The 15,359-nt window shown below is 62.5% G+C and carries 13 protein-coding genes; 9 read left to right on the top strand and 4 right to left on the bottom strand.

The genetic code is table 11. From position 1 onward, the window contains the following. Window positions 1-153: 153 nt before the first annotated feature. A complete protein-coding gene (gene recQ, locus ACSFA3_RS17475) occupies window positions 154-2,055 on the top strand; it encodes a DNA helicase RecQ (RefSeq protein WP_435506747.1) in 1,902 nt (633 codons plus the stop codon). A gap of 2 nt (window positions 2,056-2,057) precedes the next feature. Beyond that, a complete protein-coding gene (locus ACSFA3_RS17470; protein ID WP_435506746.1) occupies window positions 2,058-3,800 on the top strand; it encodes an RNA-binding domain-containing protein in 1,743 nt (580 codons plus the stop codon). A 115-nt stretch (window positions 3,801-3,915) separates the two neighbouring features. Here ACSFA3_RS17470 and ACSFA3_RS17465 read toward each other — a convergent pair whose 3' ends face one another. After that, window positions 3,916-6,249 (bottom strand): ATP-binding protein, encoded by a 2,334-nt coding sequence (locus tag ACSFA3_RS17465; protein WP_435506745.1) that lies wholly within the window; start codon window positions 6,247-6,249, stop codon window positions 3,916-3,918. Window positions 6,250-6,422: 173 nt separating this feature from the next. On the opposite strand from ACSFA3_RS17465, the gene ACSFA3_RS17460 reads away from it, so the two are divergent. From ACSFA3_RS17460 to ACSFA3_RS17445, 4 genes are all read left to right on the top strand, one after another. Then, window positions 6,423-7,625 carry a threonine ammonia-lyase gene (locus ACSFA3_RS17460; RefSeq protein ID WP_435506744.1) on the top strand — a complete coding sequence of 401 codons (1,203 nt, stop codon included), beginning with the start codon at window positions 6,423-6,425 and terminating at the stop codon, window positions 7,623-7,625. A gap of 352 nt (window positions 7,626-7,977) precedes the next feature. Then, entirely contained in the window at window positions 7,978-8,163 is a 186-nt protein-coding gene (locus ACSFA3_RS17455; protein ID WP_435506743.1) for a hypothetical protein, read from the top strand. Between the two features lie 121 nt (window positions 8,164-8,284). Continuing rightward, entirely contained in the window at window positions 8,285-8,437 is a 153-nt protein-coding gene (locus ACSFA3_RS17450; RefSeq protein ID WP_435506742.1) for a hypothetical protein, read from the top strand. 149 nt (window positions 8,438-8,586) lie between these two features. Then, window positions 8,587-10,494 carry a phosphoenolpyruvate carboxykinase (GTP) gene (locus ACSFA3_RS17445; RefSeq protein WP_435506741.1) on the top strand — a complete coding sequence of 636 codons (1,908 nt, stop codon included), beginning with the start codon at window positions 8,587-8,589 and terminating at the stop codon, window positions 10,492-10,494. A gap of 84 nt (window positions 10,495-10,578) precedes the next feature. Here the strand turns inward: ACSFA3_RS17445 and ACSFA3_RS17440 are convergent, their stop codons facing one another. Next, complete coding sequence (locus ACSFA3_RS17440; RefSeq protein ID WP_435506740.1) at window positions 10,579-11,124, bottom strand: hypothetical protein; 546 nt, start codon at window positions 11,122-11,124, stop codon at window positions 10,579-10,581. A 111-nt stretch (window positions 11,125-11,235) separates the two neighbouring features. Between ACSFA3_RS17440 and ACSFA3_RS17435 the strand changes: the two genes are divergently transcribed. Beyond that, window positions 11,236-12,231, top strand: coding sequence for a LysR family transcriptional regulator (locus tag ACSFA3_RS17435; RefSeq protein ID WP_435506739.1), 996 nt, complete (start codon window positions 11,236-11,238; stop codon window positions 12,229-12,231). 28 nt (window positions 12,232-12,259) lie between these two features. On the opposite strand, the gene ACSFA3_RS17430 is transcribed toward ACSFA3_RS17435, so the two are convergent. Further along, window positions 12,260-12,781, bottom strand: coding sequence for a hypothetical protein (locus tag ACSFA3_RS17430; RefSeq protein WP_435506738.1), 522 nt, complete (start codon window positions 12,779-12,781; stop codon window positions 12,260-12,262). Window positions 12,782-12,867: 86 nt separating this feature from the next. Beyond that, window positions 12,868-13,053 carry a hypothetical protein gene (locus ACSFA3_RS17425; protein WP_435506737.1) on the bottom strand — a complete coding sequence of 62 codons (186 nt, stop codon included), beginning with the start codon at window positions 13,051-13,053 and terminating at the stop codon, window positions 12,868-12,870. A gap of 153 nt (window positions 13,054-13,206) precedes the next feature. Between ACSFA3_RS17425 and ACSFA3_RS17420 the strand changes: the two genes are divergently transcribed. Next, window positions 13,207-14,013, top strand: coding sequence for a metallophosphoesterase (locus tag ACSFA3_RS17420; RefSeq protein ID WP_435506736.1), 807 nt, complete (start codon window positions 13,207-13,209; stop codon window positions 14,011-14,013). A gap of 12 nt (window positions 14,014-14,025) precedes the next feature. Continuing rightward, window positions 14,026-15,255 (top strand): nucleoside recognition domain-containing protein, encoded by a 1,230-nt coding sequence (locus ACSFA3_RS17415; RefSeq protein ID WP_435506735.1) that lies wholly within the window; start codon window positions 14,026-14,028, stop codon window positions 15,253-15,255. The last annotated feature ends 104 nt before the right edge of the window (window positions 15,256-15,359 follow it).

The following is a 15,359-nucleotide window of genomic DNA, read 5'->3' as shown; positions in this document are numbered from 1 at the left end:
ATAGACAGGGTTTGCCCGAACGCTCGAAATAGGTGCATATTCCAATGAGGAATGCACCATCGTGCTGTCTATACAACCGTATGTCGACCGGTGGATGGGGCAGTGCAATCGGCGTGCCAGCCGGCACAGCAGCGATCGGGGAGAATCGTCCGGGTGCCATCCACCACCCTCCCCCGCTCCGCCGAACTCCAAGGCGACGCCTCTCCGTCAGCCATCCTCCACAAAGTCTTCGGCTACGAACATTTCCGCGGCGCCCAGGCCGATATCGTCGATCACGTGGTCGGCGGCGGCGATGCGCTGGTCCTGATGCCGACCGGCGGCGGCAAGTCGCTGTGCTACCAGATTCCGGCCATCGCACGCCAGCGCGCGGGGCGCGGCGTCAGCATCGTCGTGTCGCCGCTGATCGCGCTGATGCACGACCAGGTCGGCGCGCTTCACGAGGCCGGTGTCGATGCGGCTTTTCTGAATTCGACGCTCGACTGGGCCCAAACGCAGGATGTCGAGAAACGCATGCTGAGCGGCGAGATCACGCTGCTCTACGCAGCGCCCGAACGCCTCAACACGCCGCGATTCCTGCAACAGCTCGATTCGCTTCACCAGCGCGGCAAGCTCAGCCTGTTCGCCATCGACGAAGCGCATTGCGTGAGCCAGTGGGGCCACGATTTCCGTCCCGAGTACCGCTCGCTTACGGTATTGCACGAGCGCTATGCCGGCGTACCGCGCATCGCACTCACCGCCACCGCCGACGACCTGACGCGCGCCGACATCGTCGAGCGCCTGCAGCTCGAAGAAGCGCGCCAGTTCGTCAGCAGTTTCGACCGGCCGAACATCCGCTACGCCATCGTCGAGAAGAAAGATGCGACCGCGCAGCTGTTGCGCTTCATCGAGCGCGAGCACGAGGGCGATGCCGGCGTGGTCTATTGCCAGTCGCGCAAGCGGGTCGAAGACGTCGCCGTCGCGCTGCAGGATGCGGGCGTGAACGCGCTGCCGTATCACGCCGGTCTGGATGCAGCGCTGCGCCAGAAACACCAGGACCGCTTCCTGCGCGAGGAAGGCATCGTGATGGTCGCGACCATCGCTTTCGGGATGGGCATCGACAAGCCCGACGTGCGCTTCGTCGCGCATCTCGACATGCCGAAGAACATCGAGGGCTATTACCAGGAAACCGGCCGCGCCGGCCGCGACGGCGCACCCGCCGACGCCTGGATGGTCTACGGCCTGCAGGACGTGGTGAACCAGGCCCGCATGATCGACGAGAGCCCCGCCGGCGAACAGTTCAAGCAGGTGATGCGCGGCAAGCTCGATGCGTTGCTGTCGCTTGCCGAGGCAAGTGACTGCCGGCGCGTGCGGCTGCTCGGATATTTCGGCGAAGAAAGCACGCCTTGCGGGAACTGCGACAACTGCTTGAACCCCCCGCAGGTCTGGGACGGCACCGACGCCGCGCGCAAGCTGCTCAGCACCATCTACCGTGTCAACCAGATGAGCGGCATCAGCTTCGGCGCCGGCCACATCATGGACATCCTGCGCGGCAAGGCGACCGAGAAGGTCAAGCAGTTCGGCCACGAGCAGATCAGCACCTTCGGCATCGGCGCCGACTTCAGCGAAGTGCAGCTGCGCGGCGTGTTGCGCCAGCTGATCGCGACCGGCGCGCTGGCGGTGAATTCGCAAGCCTTCAACACGCTGCAGCTGACCGACGGCTCGCGTGCGGTGCTCAAGGGCGAACAGGCCGTGAGCCTGCGCGAATCGATCTCGTCGACGACGACGCGCAGCGGCAAGCCGCGTCGCGAGAAGGCTGCGCGTGGCGCGCCTTCGCCTGCTGCGGCATCACTCGATGCGGAAGGGCAGAAGCGCTTCGAGGCGCTCAAGGCTTGGCGCGGCGAGGTTGCGCGGGAACACAACCTGCCGGCGTATGTGATCTTTCACGACGCGACGCTGGCGGCGATTGCCGAGCGCGCGCCGGAGACGCTGGAGGATCTGCAGGGGATCAGCGGGATCGGGACTTCGAAGCTGGAAAAGTATGGGGTGGAGGTGTTGCGGGTGAGTAGGAGTCTTTAGGCATGGCTTCCGAGACGCTTTTGAATACTTTGCTTGAAATGCTTTGCATGCCTCGGGAGTCGGATACTGCGGAGTTCAAGTCCAATCTTGACGAACCAGAGGTCATCGGTCAGTACATTTCGGCATTGGCCAATGCGGCGGCCCTGCATGGACACGATCGAGCATGGATGGTGTGGGGTGTACAAGACAACAATCGTGAAGTCATCGGCACGACTTTTGATCCTTTTCGTCACAAGATAGGCAACCAATCGCTCGTCATGTGGTTACAGACAATGACCCAGCCGCGCGCGGATTTCATGTTTCACGAGGTGCAGCATCCACGGGGACGTGTGGTCATGCTCGAAATCCATCCCGCACGCAGTGCCCCAATTGCTTTTCGGCATACGCGCTATGTCCGCATCGATAGTCACAAGGTCAAGCTGTCTGACCATGCCGATAAAGAGGCTCGTCTCTGGGCACGGTTGGGATTAAAGGAGGATTGGTCGGGCGAGTTGGTAGTCGGTGCCACGTTGGACGATCTGGATGCCGAGGCTGTCGCTGCCGCGCGTTTGCGTTTCACCGATTTTTTGGTACGCAGCGAACCGGACTCCAACCGTCACGACGACATCAGGGCTGAAGTCGCAGAATGGAATGTTTCGATGCTTTTGAACAAAGCGCACATCACGAAACAAGGGCGTGTGACGCGTTCGACTTTGCTATTGCTCGGCAAGGACGAGGCAGCCCATTTTCTTGCGCCTGTGGACGCAAAGATCGGCTGGATTCTTCGGGATGCAGCCAACGACACGCGAACATCTCAACCCTTTGGCATCCCATTCCTCCTGAACACGGAGAAAGTTTTTGCACGCATCCGCAACATCACGGTGGATCACATGCCCGATGGCACGTTGTTTCCGACGCCGGTGCAGCAGTACGACACTTGGGTACTGCGTGAGGCACTACACAACGCGGTAGCGCACCAAGATTATTTACTAGGCGGCAAGATCAATCTGGTGGAGCACCCGAACCGCTTGGTGCTTGCAAATCTGGGACAGTTCATTCCTCCCAGCGTGGAATGGATGCTGGAACATCAGTCGCCTCCGGAGCACTACCGGAACCAATGGCTGATCGACGGCATGATCCGGCTGCGCATGATCGAGCAGGCCGGAAGTGGTATTCGACGCATGTTCACGACCCAACGGCAGCGCCTGTTTCCGTTGCCCGACTACAGCTTTGATATTTCGCCGCAAGGGCATCCGCGGGTGGAACTGGTTCTTCAGGGCCAGATTCTGGATGCGCGATTCGCCAGGGCCCTGATGGCGCGTAGCGACTTAACGCTCGGCCAAGTTTTGCTGCTTGATCGGGTACAGAAAGGTCAACAGTTGACGGCCACTGATGCCAAGGAACTGCGTGATCTGCACCTCATTGAAGGCCGTGCGCCTAGATACTTCATTTCGGCCAAGGTAGCGGATGTTGCGGGACAAAAGGCCCGCTACATCCACAACCGAGGTCTGGACAATGGGTACTACCAGCAGCTCGTCTTGGACTACCTCAGAAAATACGGGTGTGCAACCCGAGCTGACCTCGATGCACTGCTGCTGTCGAAGATGTCTGATGTGCTTACAGAGACACAAAAAACGAACAAGCTCAAGAATCTGATGCAGGGCATGCGCCAAGCAGGATTGATTTATCCAGAAGGACCCCGGTCAAGTGCGATCTGGCATCTTGGCAATCTTTCGCCACTCCCTGCCTCCTTGGATAAATTATGAGAAAGCCTGACAATCAAACTTTAAGTTCGCGTCTAAGTGATTGATTTTGTTGTTGTTTTACTTTTTTTAGCAATCAAACTAAACAAGCCGAGACGCAATTGGCAGGACGTTGCCCTTACTGCACGAACCCCATCCCCCGCGACTCCCGCACCTCCGGCTTGATTCGATGCTCCGCATCCAGCTGGTCCAGGAATTCCGCGGCCGAGAACTCGGCCGCCAGAATGTCGGTTTGCCGCTTCACCGCCGCAAAGTCGCCGGGACACAGTTGCGGCATCCGCAGCAACCGCTGACGAATCTCCTCGGTCATCAGCGACGCATCGTCGGCCAGCGCCTCCGTCACGAACATCCGCTCGCGCTGCACCGCCGTCAGCGGCATGAACTTGATCTTGAAGGTGAAGCGACGCAGCGCCGCCTGATCCAGCCGGTCGAGCAGATTGGTCGTACAGACAAAAATACCGTCGAAGCGCTCCATGCCCTGCAGCATCTCGTTGACTTCGGTCACCTCATACGTGCGCTGCGCACCGCGGCGGTCCTGCAGGAAGCTGTCTGCCTCGTCGAGCAACAGCACGGCCTTTTCCGCTTCGGCTTCCTTGAACATCGCCGCCATGTTCTGCTCGGTCTCGCCGACGTACTTGCTCATCAGGTCGCTGGCCTGCTTGACGATCAGCGGCCGGTCGATGGTCTTGGCGATGTGTTCGGCCAGTGCAGTCTTGCCGGTACCCGGCGCACCGTAGAAACACAGCGTGCCGTGGCCGCGAACGCGCAGCGCCTCGACGATGCGCGGGATCTCGAATCGCGTCTCGACGTTGAGCATGTCGAGGTCGTAGGTCGTCACGCTGCGGCGCTCGCCGGGCTGGCGATCGACCATGCCGAGCGCCTGGTCGGCATTCTTCAGCTGGCGCTCGATCAATCCCTCGACCGATGTGCTGTCGCCGTCATCGCCTTTCGCAAGCGTCGCGAAGCGCACGGCCGTGCGGATCTGTGCCGGCGTCAGTCCTTTGCGGCTTGCCAGCTTCGCGGTGAACGCTTCCGACACGCTGATGCCTTCGAGCGTTTTCTTCACCAGCTGTTCGCGCGCGCCTGGTGGCGGCGATTTCAATTCCAGGTGGTAGGCAAAGCGGCGCCGGAAGGCCGGATCGATCTGCTCGATGCGGTTGGTGACCCACAGCGTCGGTACCGCATTCGATTCGAGGATCTGGTTCACCCATGCCTTGCCGCTGACGCTGCCGCTCGTCGGCGACGGCATCTGATCGGCGCGCGACATGAACTGCGCGGCTTCGGTGCTGATCGGCGGAAACACGTCTTCGACCTCGTCGAACAGCAGCGCCGCCTGCGCACTGCCTTTCAGGAACACTTGCGCGATCTGGAGCGAGCGGTATCGGTCTCGGCCGCTCAGCGAGTTTCCGTCGCGGTCCGCATATTCGACCTCGAACAGTTCCAGCCCCGCCGCCTGCGCAACGACCTTCGCCAGCTCGGTCTTGCCGGTTCCGGGCGGCCCGTAGAGCAGCACGTTGACGCCGGGCTCCTTGCGCGCGACGGCGGCGCGCAACAGCGTGACGAGCATCTGCGTGTCCTCGGCCGCGAAGGAGAAGTCGTCGACCGACAGCGTGCTCTTGGCCGACGGCCGGGTGAATACGGCCATCAGTTCGTTCTGGTCGCGGTATTCACGCATCAGCACCGGCGGCAGCTTTTCGCTGACCTTCATCAGGTCGGCCAGGTCGGTGATGTTGTGTTCGGAGATCAGGTTCTCGATCAGGCCGATGCGCTCCAGCCGCGAGCCGGCCCGAAGCGCCTCGCCGACGTCGCTGGCGCTCACGCCGGCCACTTCGGCAATGGCCGCATAGGCCTCGGGCGCATTGTTGACCTTGAACTCGACCAGCAAACTGCGCAGGTCGCGTTGGTAGCGCGCCAGCGTGCCGTACAGCAGCAGCGCACGCTCGGCCTTGTTCAGCAGCAGCAGGCCGGCGAGCGAGTCGATGTTCTTCTCGACCAGTGTCGACTGCTTGCGCAAAGCGTGCGTGAGCCAGTCGCGCGTGACCGACAGTACGGCCAGCAGATCCTTCGGCTGGTCCTTGACGTATTCGTCGAGATAGAAGAACAGCGTGCCTTCTTCATAGGGGCCGCGCCACACGCCGTGGCGCTCCAGCAGCGTGCGGCCGTCGAAATTCTCGACACCCTTCCAGACTTCGTTGCCGGCGCAGCGCCGTCCGAGGAATTCACGCAGCCGCTGCAACACCGGCAGCGGCCACACCAGGTGGCGTCCGGTGAGCGAGAGCAGGCCGTTGAGGTCGCGCCGCACGTTGAACCGCGGACCCTGCTTGGCGGCCAGCGTCAGCACGAAATGCGAACACATGAGTTCCAGTACCGGCGCCTCCTTCAACCCGGGCGACGGCAGTGCCTGCCCGCGTACGGGAGCAGCCACCATATCGACCTCGGAACGCTTGACCATCGAACAACCTCCAGCTAGGGAATCGGACCACGACCTACCAGCCGCACCATAACGCAGACTTTTGGCGGGGGGAAGACTTCGCGAAGGGAAAGACGTGCAACATTCCCGCAGTACCGGACTCGCCGTGCTGAACAACCGAATCAGGCCGGGATGCTCCGGCCACAATCCGCGCCATGATTGAAATCCAGGACATCGAACGTGCCGCCGTGCGGCTGAAGGGTCAGTTGCTCGACACGCCGTTCGTCGAGTCGCGCACGCTGTCGGACATCGTCGGCGCGCAGGTCTTCCTCAAGTTCGAGAATCTGCAGTTCACTTCGTCCTTCAAGGAGCGCGGCGCCTGCAACAAGCTGTTCGAACTCACCGAACTCGACCCGACTCGCGGCGTGATCGCGATGTCGGCCGGAAACCATGCTCAGGGCGTGGCGTATCACGCCCAGCGACTCGGCCTGCGCGCGCTGATCGTGATGCCGCGCTTCACGCCCGGCGTGAAGATCGAGCGCACGCGCGGTTTCGGTGCCGAAGTCGTGCTTCACGGCGACACGCTCGATGCAGCGCGCGCGCACGCGATGGAACTGGCGGAGCGCGAAAACCTGGCCTTCGTCCATCCGTACGACGACGACGCGATCATCGCGGGCCAGGGCACGGTCGCGCTGGAGATGCTCGATGTCGTGCCGGACCTGGACATGCTGGTCGTCTCGGTCGGCGGTGGCGGGCTCATCGCAGGGATGGCGATCGCGGCCCGATCGCGGCGTCCCGATATCCAGATCATCGGTGTCCAGACGACGCGTTTTCCGGCAATGATGAATGCGGCGCACGGGACGGCGCATGTGCAGGGCACCAACACGATCGCCGAAGGAATTGCGGTCGGTACGCCTGGCGTTCGCACCCTCGAGATCGTCAAGCAGCACGTCGACGATCTCGTCCTGGTCGATGAAGGCGATATCGAACAAGCCGTGCTGATGCTCCTCGAGATCGAGAAAACACTGGTCGAAGGCGCGGGTGCGGCAGGTCTGGCTGCGTTGATCAGGCACCCGGAGCGCTTTCGCGGCAAACGCGTCGGGCTGGTGCTGTCGGGCGGCAACATCGATCCGTTGCTGCTGGCGGCGATCATCGAGCGCGGCATGGTTCGGGCCGGCCGGCTGGCTCGATTGCGTGTCAGTGCACGCGATATTCCCGGCATGCTTGCAAGAATCACAGCCACTGTCGCGGAAGCGGGCGCCAACATCGACGAGGTCCATCACCAGCGTGCATTCACGATGCTGGCTGCGCAGAACGTCGAGATCGAACTGGTCCTGCAAACCCGTGGGCGGGCCCATCTGGCAACGGTACTGGCTGCGTTGCGCGCCTCTGGCTTCGAAGCCGAAGAGCAGCACTGACATCGATGACGGCTTGATCGAAGGCGATCCGTGCGGAGTTCGTCACGGGAAATTCGAATCAGATTTTTCCGAGATTGTGTGTGCTTTTTGCACATTCAGAATGAACTGTGAATAGCTAGTTATTCATGTCGCTCGAAGGAAAACCATCATGTCTGCTGTTAACAATTCTCTATCGGCCCGTCCAGTGAATTCGTCTCTAGCAAAGACGAAAGACGAGAAAAGTGTGGACGATTCGCCCGGCAAACGGCCGTATACACGCTCTTCTTCCCACGTCTCGATTGCAAGCCCGCATGTGGCGGGTGCACCGGGAAAACTTGGTGAGACGCGCGTCGAACTTTTCGGGGAAAACCAGATGCCCGCTCATCTAGTGGGTCGGAACTCCAGGAACGAGCTTTTCGTTGCCTACCGGGTGAACCAGCACAACGCCGGCGACCCGAAAGCCGGTGTCGAGCCGAGCACCGTTCCGGGCGACGATCTCGTGACGCAGAACGAACCCGCGCCTGCGCTGACTACTTCAAAGCTCGCGCCAGAGGCCTGACAAGCCAGCGCCTTGCTGTCCCCAAGCGGACTGCAAGGCCGCACCCGAACTCCTGGAATCCGGCGATTTCGGCGTCCGCACGTAAAATGCGACGATTCCCGCGAATCAAAGGAAGTTTTCGATGTCCACGCCTACTCCCGTCGAACCCGGCCATGATGCCGTCGTCGAAAAAGACGCGCTCGACTCGGTCGTGCACCTGATGCCGATCGTGCTACCGCTCGTGGGTGGCGTGCTGATGCTCATGCTCGCATCCATTGCAGTTTTCCTGGCCTGATCCTCGCGCCTCGCAGGAACGCCCCGCACCGGCCGCCCGCCCAAGGAGCGCCGTCTCTCCGATTGGAAAACTTTTTCTCCAGCCGCTTCCCCTGATACGGGCGGAGCGTCGCTAGAAAAGAAGATTTTTCAACTCTGGAGACATCCCCGATGAACGCACCCACGATGAACGGCTTGCCCGTTCAGGCACCCAGCTACGTCAAGAGTGCCAGGCTGATTGCCTGGATCGCCGACATGGCCGCCCTCTGCAAACCAGCCGCTATTCATTGGTGTGACGGCAGCGAAGAGGAATACGACCATCTTTGCCAGCAACTCGTCGACGCCGGCACTTTCAAGAAGCTCAATCCGGCCAAGCGGCCGAATTCGTTCCTTGCCAACTCCGACCCGGTCGACGTCGCGCGGGTGGAGGACCGCACGTACATCTGCTCGGCCAACAAAGACGACGCCGGCCCGACCAACAACTGGATGGCGCCCGCCGAAATGCGCACTACGCTGAACCCATTGTTCGACGGCTGCATGGCCGGACGCACCATGTACGTCGTGCCGTTCTCGATGGGCCCGCTCGGTTCGCCGATCGCCCACATCGGCATCGAACTGTCGGACAGCGCGTATGTCGCGGTCAACATGAAGATCATGACGCGCATGGGCAAGGCCGTTTACGACGTGCTCGGCACCGATGGCGAATTCGTGCCCTGCGTGCACACGGTCGGCGCTCCGCTGGCTGCCGGCGAGAAAGATGTCGCCTGGCCTTGCAACAAGACGAAGTACATCGTTCACTATCCCGAAACTCGCGAAATCTGGAGCTACGGATCGGGTTACGGCGGCAACGCGTTGCTCGGCAAGAAGTGCTTCGCGTTGCGCATCGCCTCGACCATGGGCCGTGCGGCCTCGCAGGGGTCCTCCGGTAGCCCGGGATGGCTTGCCGAGCACATGCTGATCCTCGGCGTGACCAATCCCGCAGGCAAGAAATACCACGTCGCAGCGGCTTTCCCGAGCGCCTGCGGCAAGACCAACTTCTCGATGCTCGTGCCGCCCGCCGGATTCGAAGGCTGGAAGGTCACCACCATCGGCGACGACATCGCTTGGATCAAGCCGCAGGCCGACGGTTCGCTGCGCGCCATCAACCCGGAAGCCGGCTATTTCGGCGTCGCGCCCGGCACCAACTACACGACCAATCCGAACTGCATGCGCAGCCTGAACGACGGCGTGATCTTCACCAATGTCGCGCTGACCGACGACGGCGACGTATGGTGGGAAGGCATGGAACAGGACGTCGAAGGCAAGGCATTGCCGGCGCACCTGATCGACTGGCAGGGCAAGGACTGGACGCCTGCGATCGCCAAGGAAACCGGCGTGGACGGCAAGCTGAAGCCGGCCGCACATCCGAACGCGCGCTTCACCGTCGCCGCAACCAACAATCCGGCACTCGACGAAGCCTGGGACGACCCGAAGGGCGTGAAGATCGACGCCTTCATCTTCGGTGGCCGCCGCTCGACGACCGTGCCGCTGGTCACCGAAGCGCGCAACTGGACCGAAGGCGTCTACATGGCCGCGACGATGGGCTCGGAAACGACCGCCGCCGCCACCGGCCAGGCCGGCGTGGTGCGCCGCGATCCGTTCGCGATGCTGCCGTTCATGGGCTACAACATGAGCGACTACTTCCAGCACTGGATCGACCTCGGCAAGAAGCTCGAATCCTCCGGCGCCACGCTGCCGAAGATCTACACGACCAACTGGTTCCGCAAGGGTGCCGACGGCAAGTTCGTCTGGCCAGGCTACGGCGAGAACATGCGCGTTCTGAAGTGGATGATCGATCGCATCGAAGGCAGCGGCAAAGGTACCGAGCACGTGACCGGCATCAGCCCGGGCTACGACGACCTGACCTGGACCGGCCTCGACTTCAGTCCCGCGCAGTTCGAAACCGTGACCAGCACCGACAAGGCGTCGTGGCTGGCTGAGCTGAAGCTGCATGCCGAACTGTTCGAACAGCTGGCGCATCACCTGCCGAAGGAGTTGCCGGCGACCAAGGCGGCGATCGAGGAACGTCTCGAGGCCTGATCCTCCGAACTCTTCGCCAACAAAAAAAGCCCCGCATCGCGGGGCTTTTTTATGACTGACCGGTCAGACCGGTGCAGCGGCAGATCAGTAGTACTTGCCCATGTTCACGCGGCGCATGGCTTCGTACAGCGTCGGCATCTGAACGGCAGCGGTGCGCTTGGCAGCAAGTGCCTCGGCCTGCAGGCGAGCCGTCACAGGAGCGACGAAGTCGGTCGCTTCGTGGCGGGTGGCAGCAGCGGTCAGCTCGTTCATGATGCGTGCGTCGTACTTGGCGTAGGCCAGGAACTGTTCGTCGGCGCGGGCCAGGGCACGGCGCTCGCCGTAGCCGCGGAACATCTCGACGGTGTTGTTGGCCACGGTGCGGGCGGTTTCAGCGAAGAACGCCAGCGCGACGAAGGCCACGGCCCACATCACCAGCCAGGCGGCGAGCAGGCCACCTTCGTTGAGGTTGGACACCAGCTTGTCGGCGACGATCAACAGTGCCGCGACAACCGCAGCCAGCATCAATGCTGCAAGTCCCTTGGCACCGTCGAAGCGGTTGCCGGCGGCGCGGAAATGATCGACGACCGCTTCTGCGCGGGCGACGCCGGGATGGTCGGTGGGTTGTTCGACGTGTACAAAGCTGGTCATGATGTTCCCCTCCAAGGGATAAATGCGGTGTGGCGTGAACCGATGCAGTGATATTAGGGGTTACCCTAGTGTTTATCCAATTTATCTTTCTGATGTTTATCATTCACCACAATGATCAACGTCAACTTTCGCACGCTGGATCTCAACCTGCTGCGCGTCTTCGACGAGGTAATGGCCGAGCGCAATCTCACGCGCGCCGCGCGCAACCTGGCGTTGACGCAGCCCGCCGTCAGCAATGCGTTACGGCGGTTGCGCGAGGTGCTGGGGGACGATCTGGTCCGGCGCTCGGGCGCGGGCGTCGAGCCCACCCCGCGCGCGCTCGCGCTCTGGCCGGCGGTGCGCGATGCGCTGCAGCAGCTTCAGCACACGCTGGCGCCCAATGAGTTCGATGCCGCAATCGCCGACACCACATTCGTGCTGGCCATGGCGGACGCCACCGCTGCCGAACTGATTCCTGGCATGGTTCAGATCGCGCAGGCCGAAGCACCCGCCATTTCAGTGCGTGTCGTGCCGCTGACTACGCGTGATCCGCGGCAGTTGCTGGAAAACGAGGAAGCCGACATGGCGATCGGCTATTTCCCGGCTGTGCTGGCCAGCCTGACGGCGCGCGGACAGTCCGGCGTGGCGGTACCGTTCGAGACGCAGCGCCTCTACGTCGGTCAGTATGTATGCGTGATGCGGCGCGACCATCCGCTGGCGGACAAGCCGCTCACCCTCGACGACTACTGCGCCGCCCGGCATCTGCTGGTTAGCTTTTCGGGCCGGCCTTATGGGTTCATCGACCAGACCCTCGGCGGTATGGGCCGCGAGCGACGCATCGTGGTGACGGTGAACCAGTTCTTCACGGCCGGACGCGTCGTTGCCAATTCGGACCTGTTGACGGTGCTGCCGCGCCATTTCGTGCGCGTGACCGGCATCGACGATCAGCTCGTGCTGCGTGACCTGCCCTTCGATCAGCCGCTGGTGCACGTCGATGCCGTGTGGCACCGGCGCGCGCAGCATGGGCATGCGCACGAGTGGCTGCGGAGCGCGCTGATACGCGCGGCAGCGGCGGCTTTTGCGCAATCGGTGCTTGGCGATCCGGCGCCGGGCCCGACGTTAGGCTGATAGGCCGCCGGCAAGGGGCGGCCCAGCTTCAGAGCAGTTCGACAAGGTTGATCGCCAGGCGAATGTCTTCCACCGGCGAATGTTTGGTCAGCAACTTGCCGTTCAGCTCAAATTCAACGTCCGCTGAGTTTGCATGGGAACGCTGGACGACCATGCTCGGGGCGACGCCAAAAGCGCCAAGATACGATGGCCGGATGCTGACGCTACCGTCTGGCATCCGAATTGCAATCATCGTGTCCGGGAATGGTCCGCCGGGCAACTCGGACACATTGGGCGCATTCATCAAACTGACGCCCGGAACTCTAGTAGCCCATGCGTCCAGCTTGGCGCGACCGGTGGTGTTCAGGTGATCAAAGGAAAGGGCCCGTAGCTCGTGCTCACGTATCGGAATCCCCTTGTCCTTGATGCCGGCAACGTCTCCCGAAGCAACGGGTAACGTGCGGCTGAAAGCGGGCCGGACAGCCGGCGGCCGGTCAGACGACGCCCGATCCAGATTTTTGGTGAAGCGTGAGGGCGACGCGGCGTCGGTGAATGAAACTGAATGCGACATAAGAACCTGTCCTGAAAAGGAAACGTTAAGTATTTGCAGCGCAGCCGCTTTCTACGCCTAGGAAACATCCGAAGACTTTTCCTGAATCAGCGAACGACGCTCAGCCAGGCGCTCGCCGCTACGCGCAACTCCTGCGCATAGCGAGCATCGAGGCCGGCGCTGAAGTCGGCGTTTTCCATCAGCGTGGCAGCCGGACTGGCTGGCACGTCGTCGGCAGGAAGAGTGGAGAAACTGAAGAACCGGGCCACTTGGGCCATCAAACGGGAAGACATGGAAGTGCGAGCCCTGGGCTGCGCTGCTGTGATGAAGAGCTATAGATTAAGGGTTATCCCTAGTAATTTCCACCCCCTTCCCATGCATGTAACGCATAACCGCATCCGTATGCGGTCCCGGACACTGTCCTGGCGCCCCCTAGACTTGCGGCAATGAAGGTTCAGCTGCTCTCCGATCTCCACCTGGAGTCACATCCGCGCCTGCAGATCGCACCCGCTCCCGGCGCCGACCTGCTGGTGCTGGCCGGCGATGTCGGCTCCTACCAGCACGGCTCCCGGCTCGAAACGCCCGATTTCGGCCTGGCGCGCTTTTCGCCACGCGAAGGCTGGCCGACACCGGTTCTCTACGTTCCGGGCAATCACGAATACGACAGCGACGATTTCGACCGCAGCCACGACCGCCTGCGCCAACTCTGCGCCGAGCTCGACATCACCTGGCTCGAACGCGAGACGGCAGTCGTCGACGGCGTGCGTTTCGTCGGCACCACGCTCTGGGCCGATTTCGACGCGCTGGTCGCGCCCGAGGACGATCTGGCCGAGCGGCTGAAGAAACGCGGCAAGGCGATGCGTGCCGCCGATTTCTATCTTGCGAAGGCCGCAGCCACCCGCAACGGCCATCCCTTCATGGCCGCGCAGATCCGAGAACAGGCTCAGCTTTGCGAATGCTGGCTGCGCAACGCACTGGCGACAGCGTTCGACGGCACGACCGTCGTCGTCACGCATTTCGCGCCGACGCTCGCCAGCGCCGATCCGCGCTACGGACTGCGGCCCGGCACCGCCGGCTTCTGCAATTCGCTCGACGATCTGCTGCCGATGGCCGACTTCTGGCTACACGGCCATCTGCACTGCGCCTTCGATTACGTCAAGGACGGCTGTCGCGTGATCGCCAATCCGCTCGGCTATGCGGCCAAGGGCGAGCAGGACGAGTTCCGGCCCGACTGGCTGATCGACATCCGCTGACGGAAACATCCCATGCTCAACGGTCTCTGGCTCGGTTTTTTCATGGTCGCTGCGCTGGCGGCACTCGGGCGCTGGCTGATCGGCGGCGATCCGACGGTGTTCGCCGCGATGGTCGAAAGCCTGTTCGCGATGGCGCGGCTCGCGGTCGAGGTAATGGTGCTGCTGTTCGGCACGCTCACGCTGTGGCTCGGGCTGCTGCGCATCGCGGAGGCGGCCGGACTGGTGGCCTGGCTGGCGCGGCTGCTCGGTCCGCTGTTCCGGCGGCTGATGCCCGAAGTGCCGGCCGGACATCCGGCGCTCGGCCTCATCACCATGAATTTCGCTGCCAATGCGCTCGGGCTCGACAACGCAGCCACGCCGATCGGCCTGAAGGCGATGCGCGAGCTGCAGACGCTCAACCCGCATCCGACCGCTGCCAGCAATGCACAGATCCTGTTCCTGGTGCTGAACGCCTCGTCGCTCACATTGCTGCCGGTGACGATCTTCATGTACCGCGCGCAGCAGGGCGCGCCCGATCCGACGATGGTGTTCCTGCCGATCCTGCTGGCGACCAGCGTGTCGACGCTGGTCGGGCTGTTCTCGGTGGCGCTCGTGCAGCGGCTGAAGCTCTGGGATCCGGTCGTGCTCGCCTATCTCGTGCCCGGCGCGCTGGTGCTGGGCGGATTCATGGCTCTGCTCGGTACGCTGTCGGCTGCGGCGCTGGCGGCGCTGTCTTCGCTGATGGGCAATCTGTCGCTGTTCGGCATCGTGATCGCCTTCCTGCTGCTCGGCGCGCTGCGCGGCGTGAAGGTCTACGAGCAATTCATCGAAGGCGCGAAAGAGGGTTTCGACGTCGCGAAGAACCTGCTGCCTTATCTGGTCGCCATGCTGTGCGCGGTCGGTGTGCTGCGGGCTTCCGGCGCGCTGGACATCGTCTTGCGCGGCGTGCGCTGGATGGTGGGGCTGACGGGTTGGGACACGCGTTTCGTCGATGCATTGCCGACAGCGCTGGTCAAGCCGTTCTCGGGCAGCGCGGCGCGCGCGATGCTGATCGAGACGATGAAGAGCCAGGGCGTCGACAGCTTTCCGGCATTGGCTGCCGCCGTGATCCAGGGCAGCACCGAGACCACTTTCTATGTGCTGGCCGTGTACTTCGGCGCTGTCGGCATCCAGCGTGCACGGCATGCGGTCGGTTGCGCGCTGGCTGCCGAATTCGCGGGTGTGGTGGCGGCCATCGTGGTGAGCTACTGGTTTTTCGGATGAAGCGCTCCGCCGACGCGGCATCGAAGCGCAATCGGCCAGAATGCATTTCGATTCTTGCTATTCCGCACATCTCTCTTCAACCCTTACCTCAGTGACCGCTCCCG

It is taken from the genome of Variovorax glucosi, from assembly GCF_051216695.1.
In the GTDB taxonomy this organism is placed as follows: Bacteria; Pseudomonadota; Gammaproteobacteria; order Burkholderiales; family Burkholderiaceae_C; genus Variovorax.
This window is presented reverse-complemented; position numbering and strand designations above follow the sequence as displayed.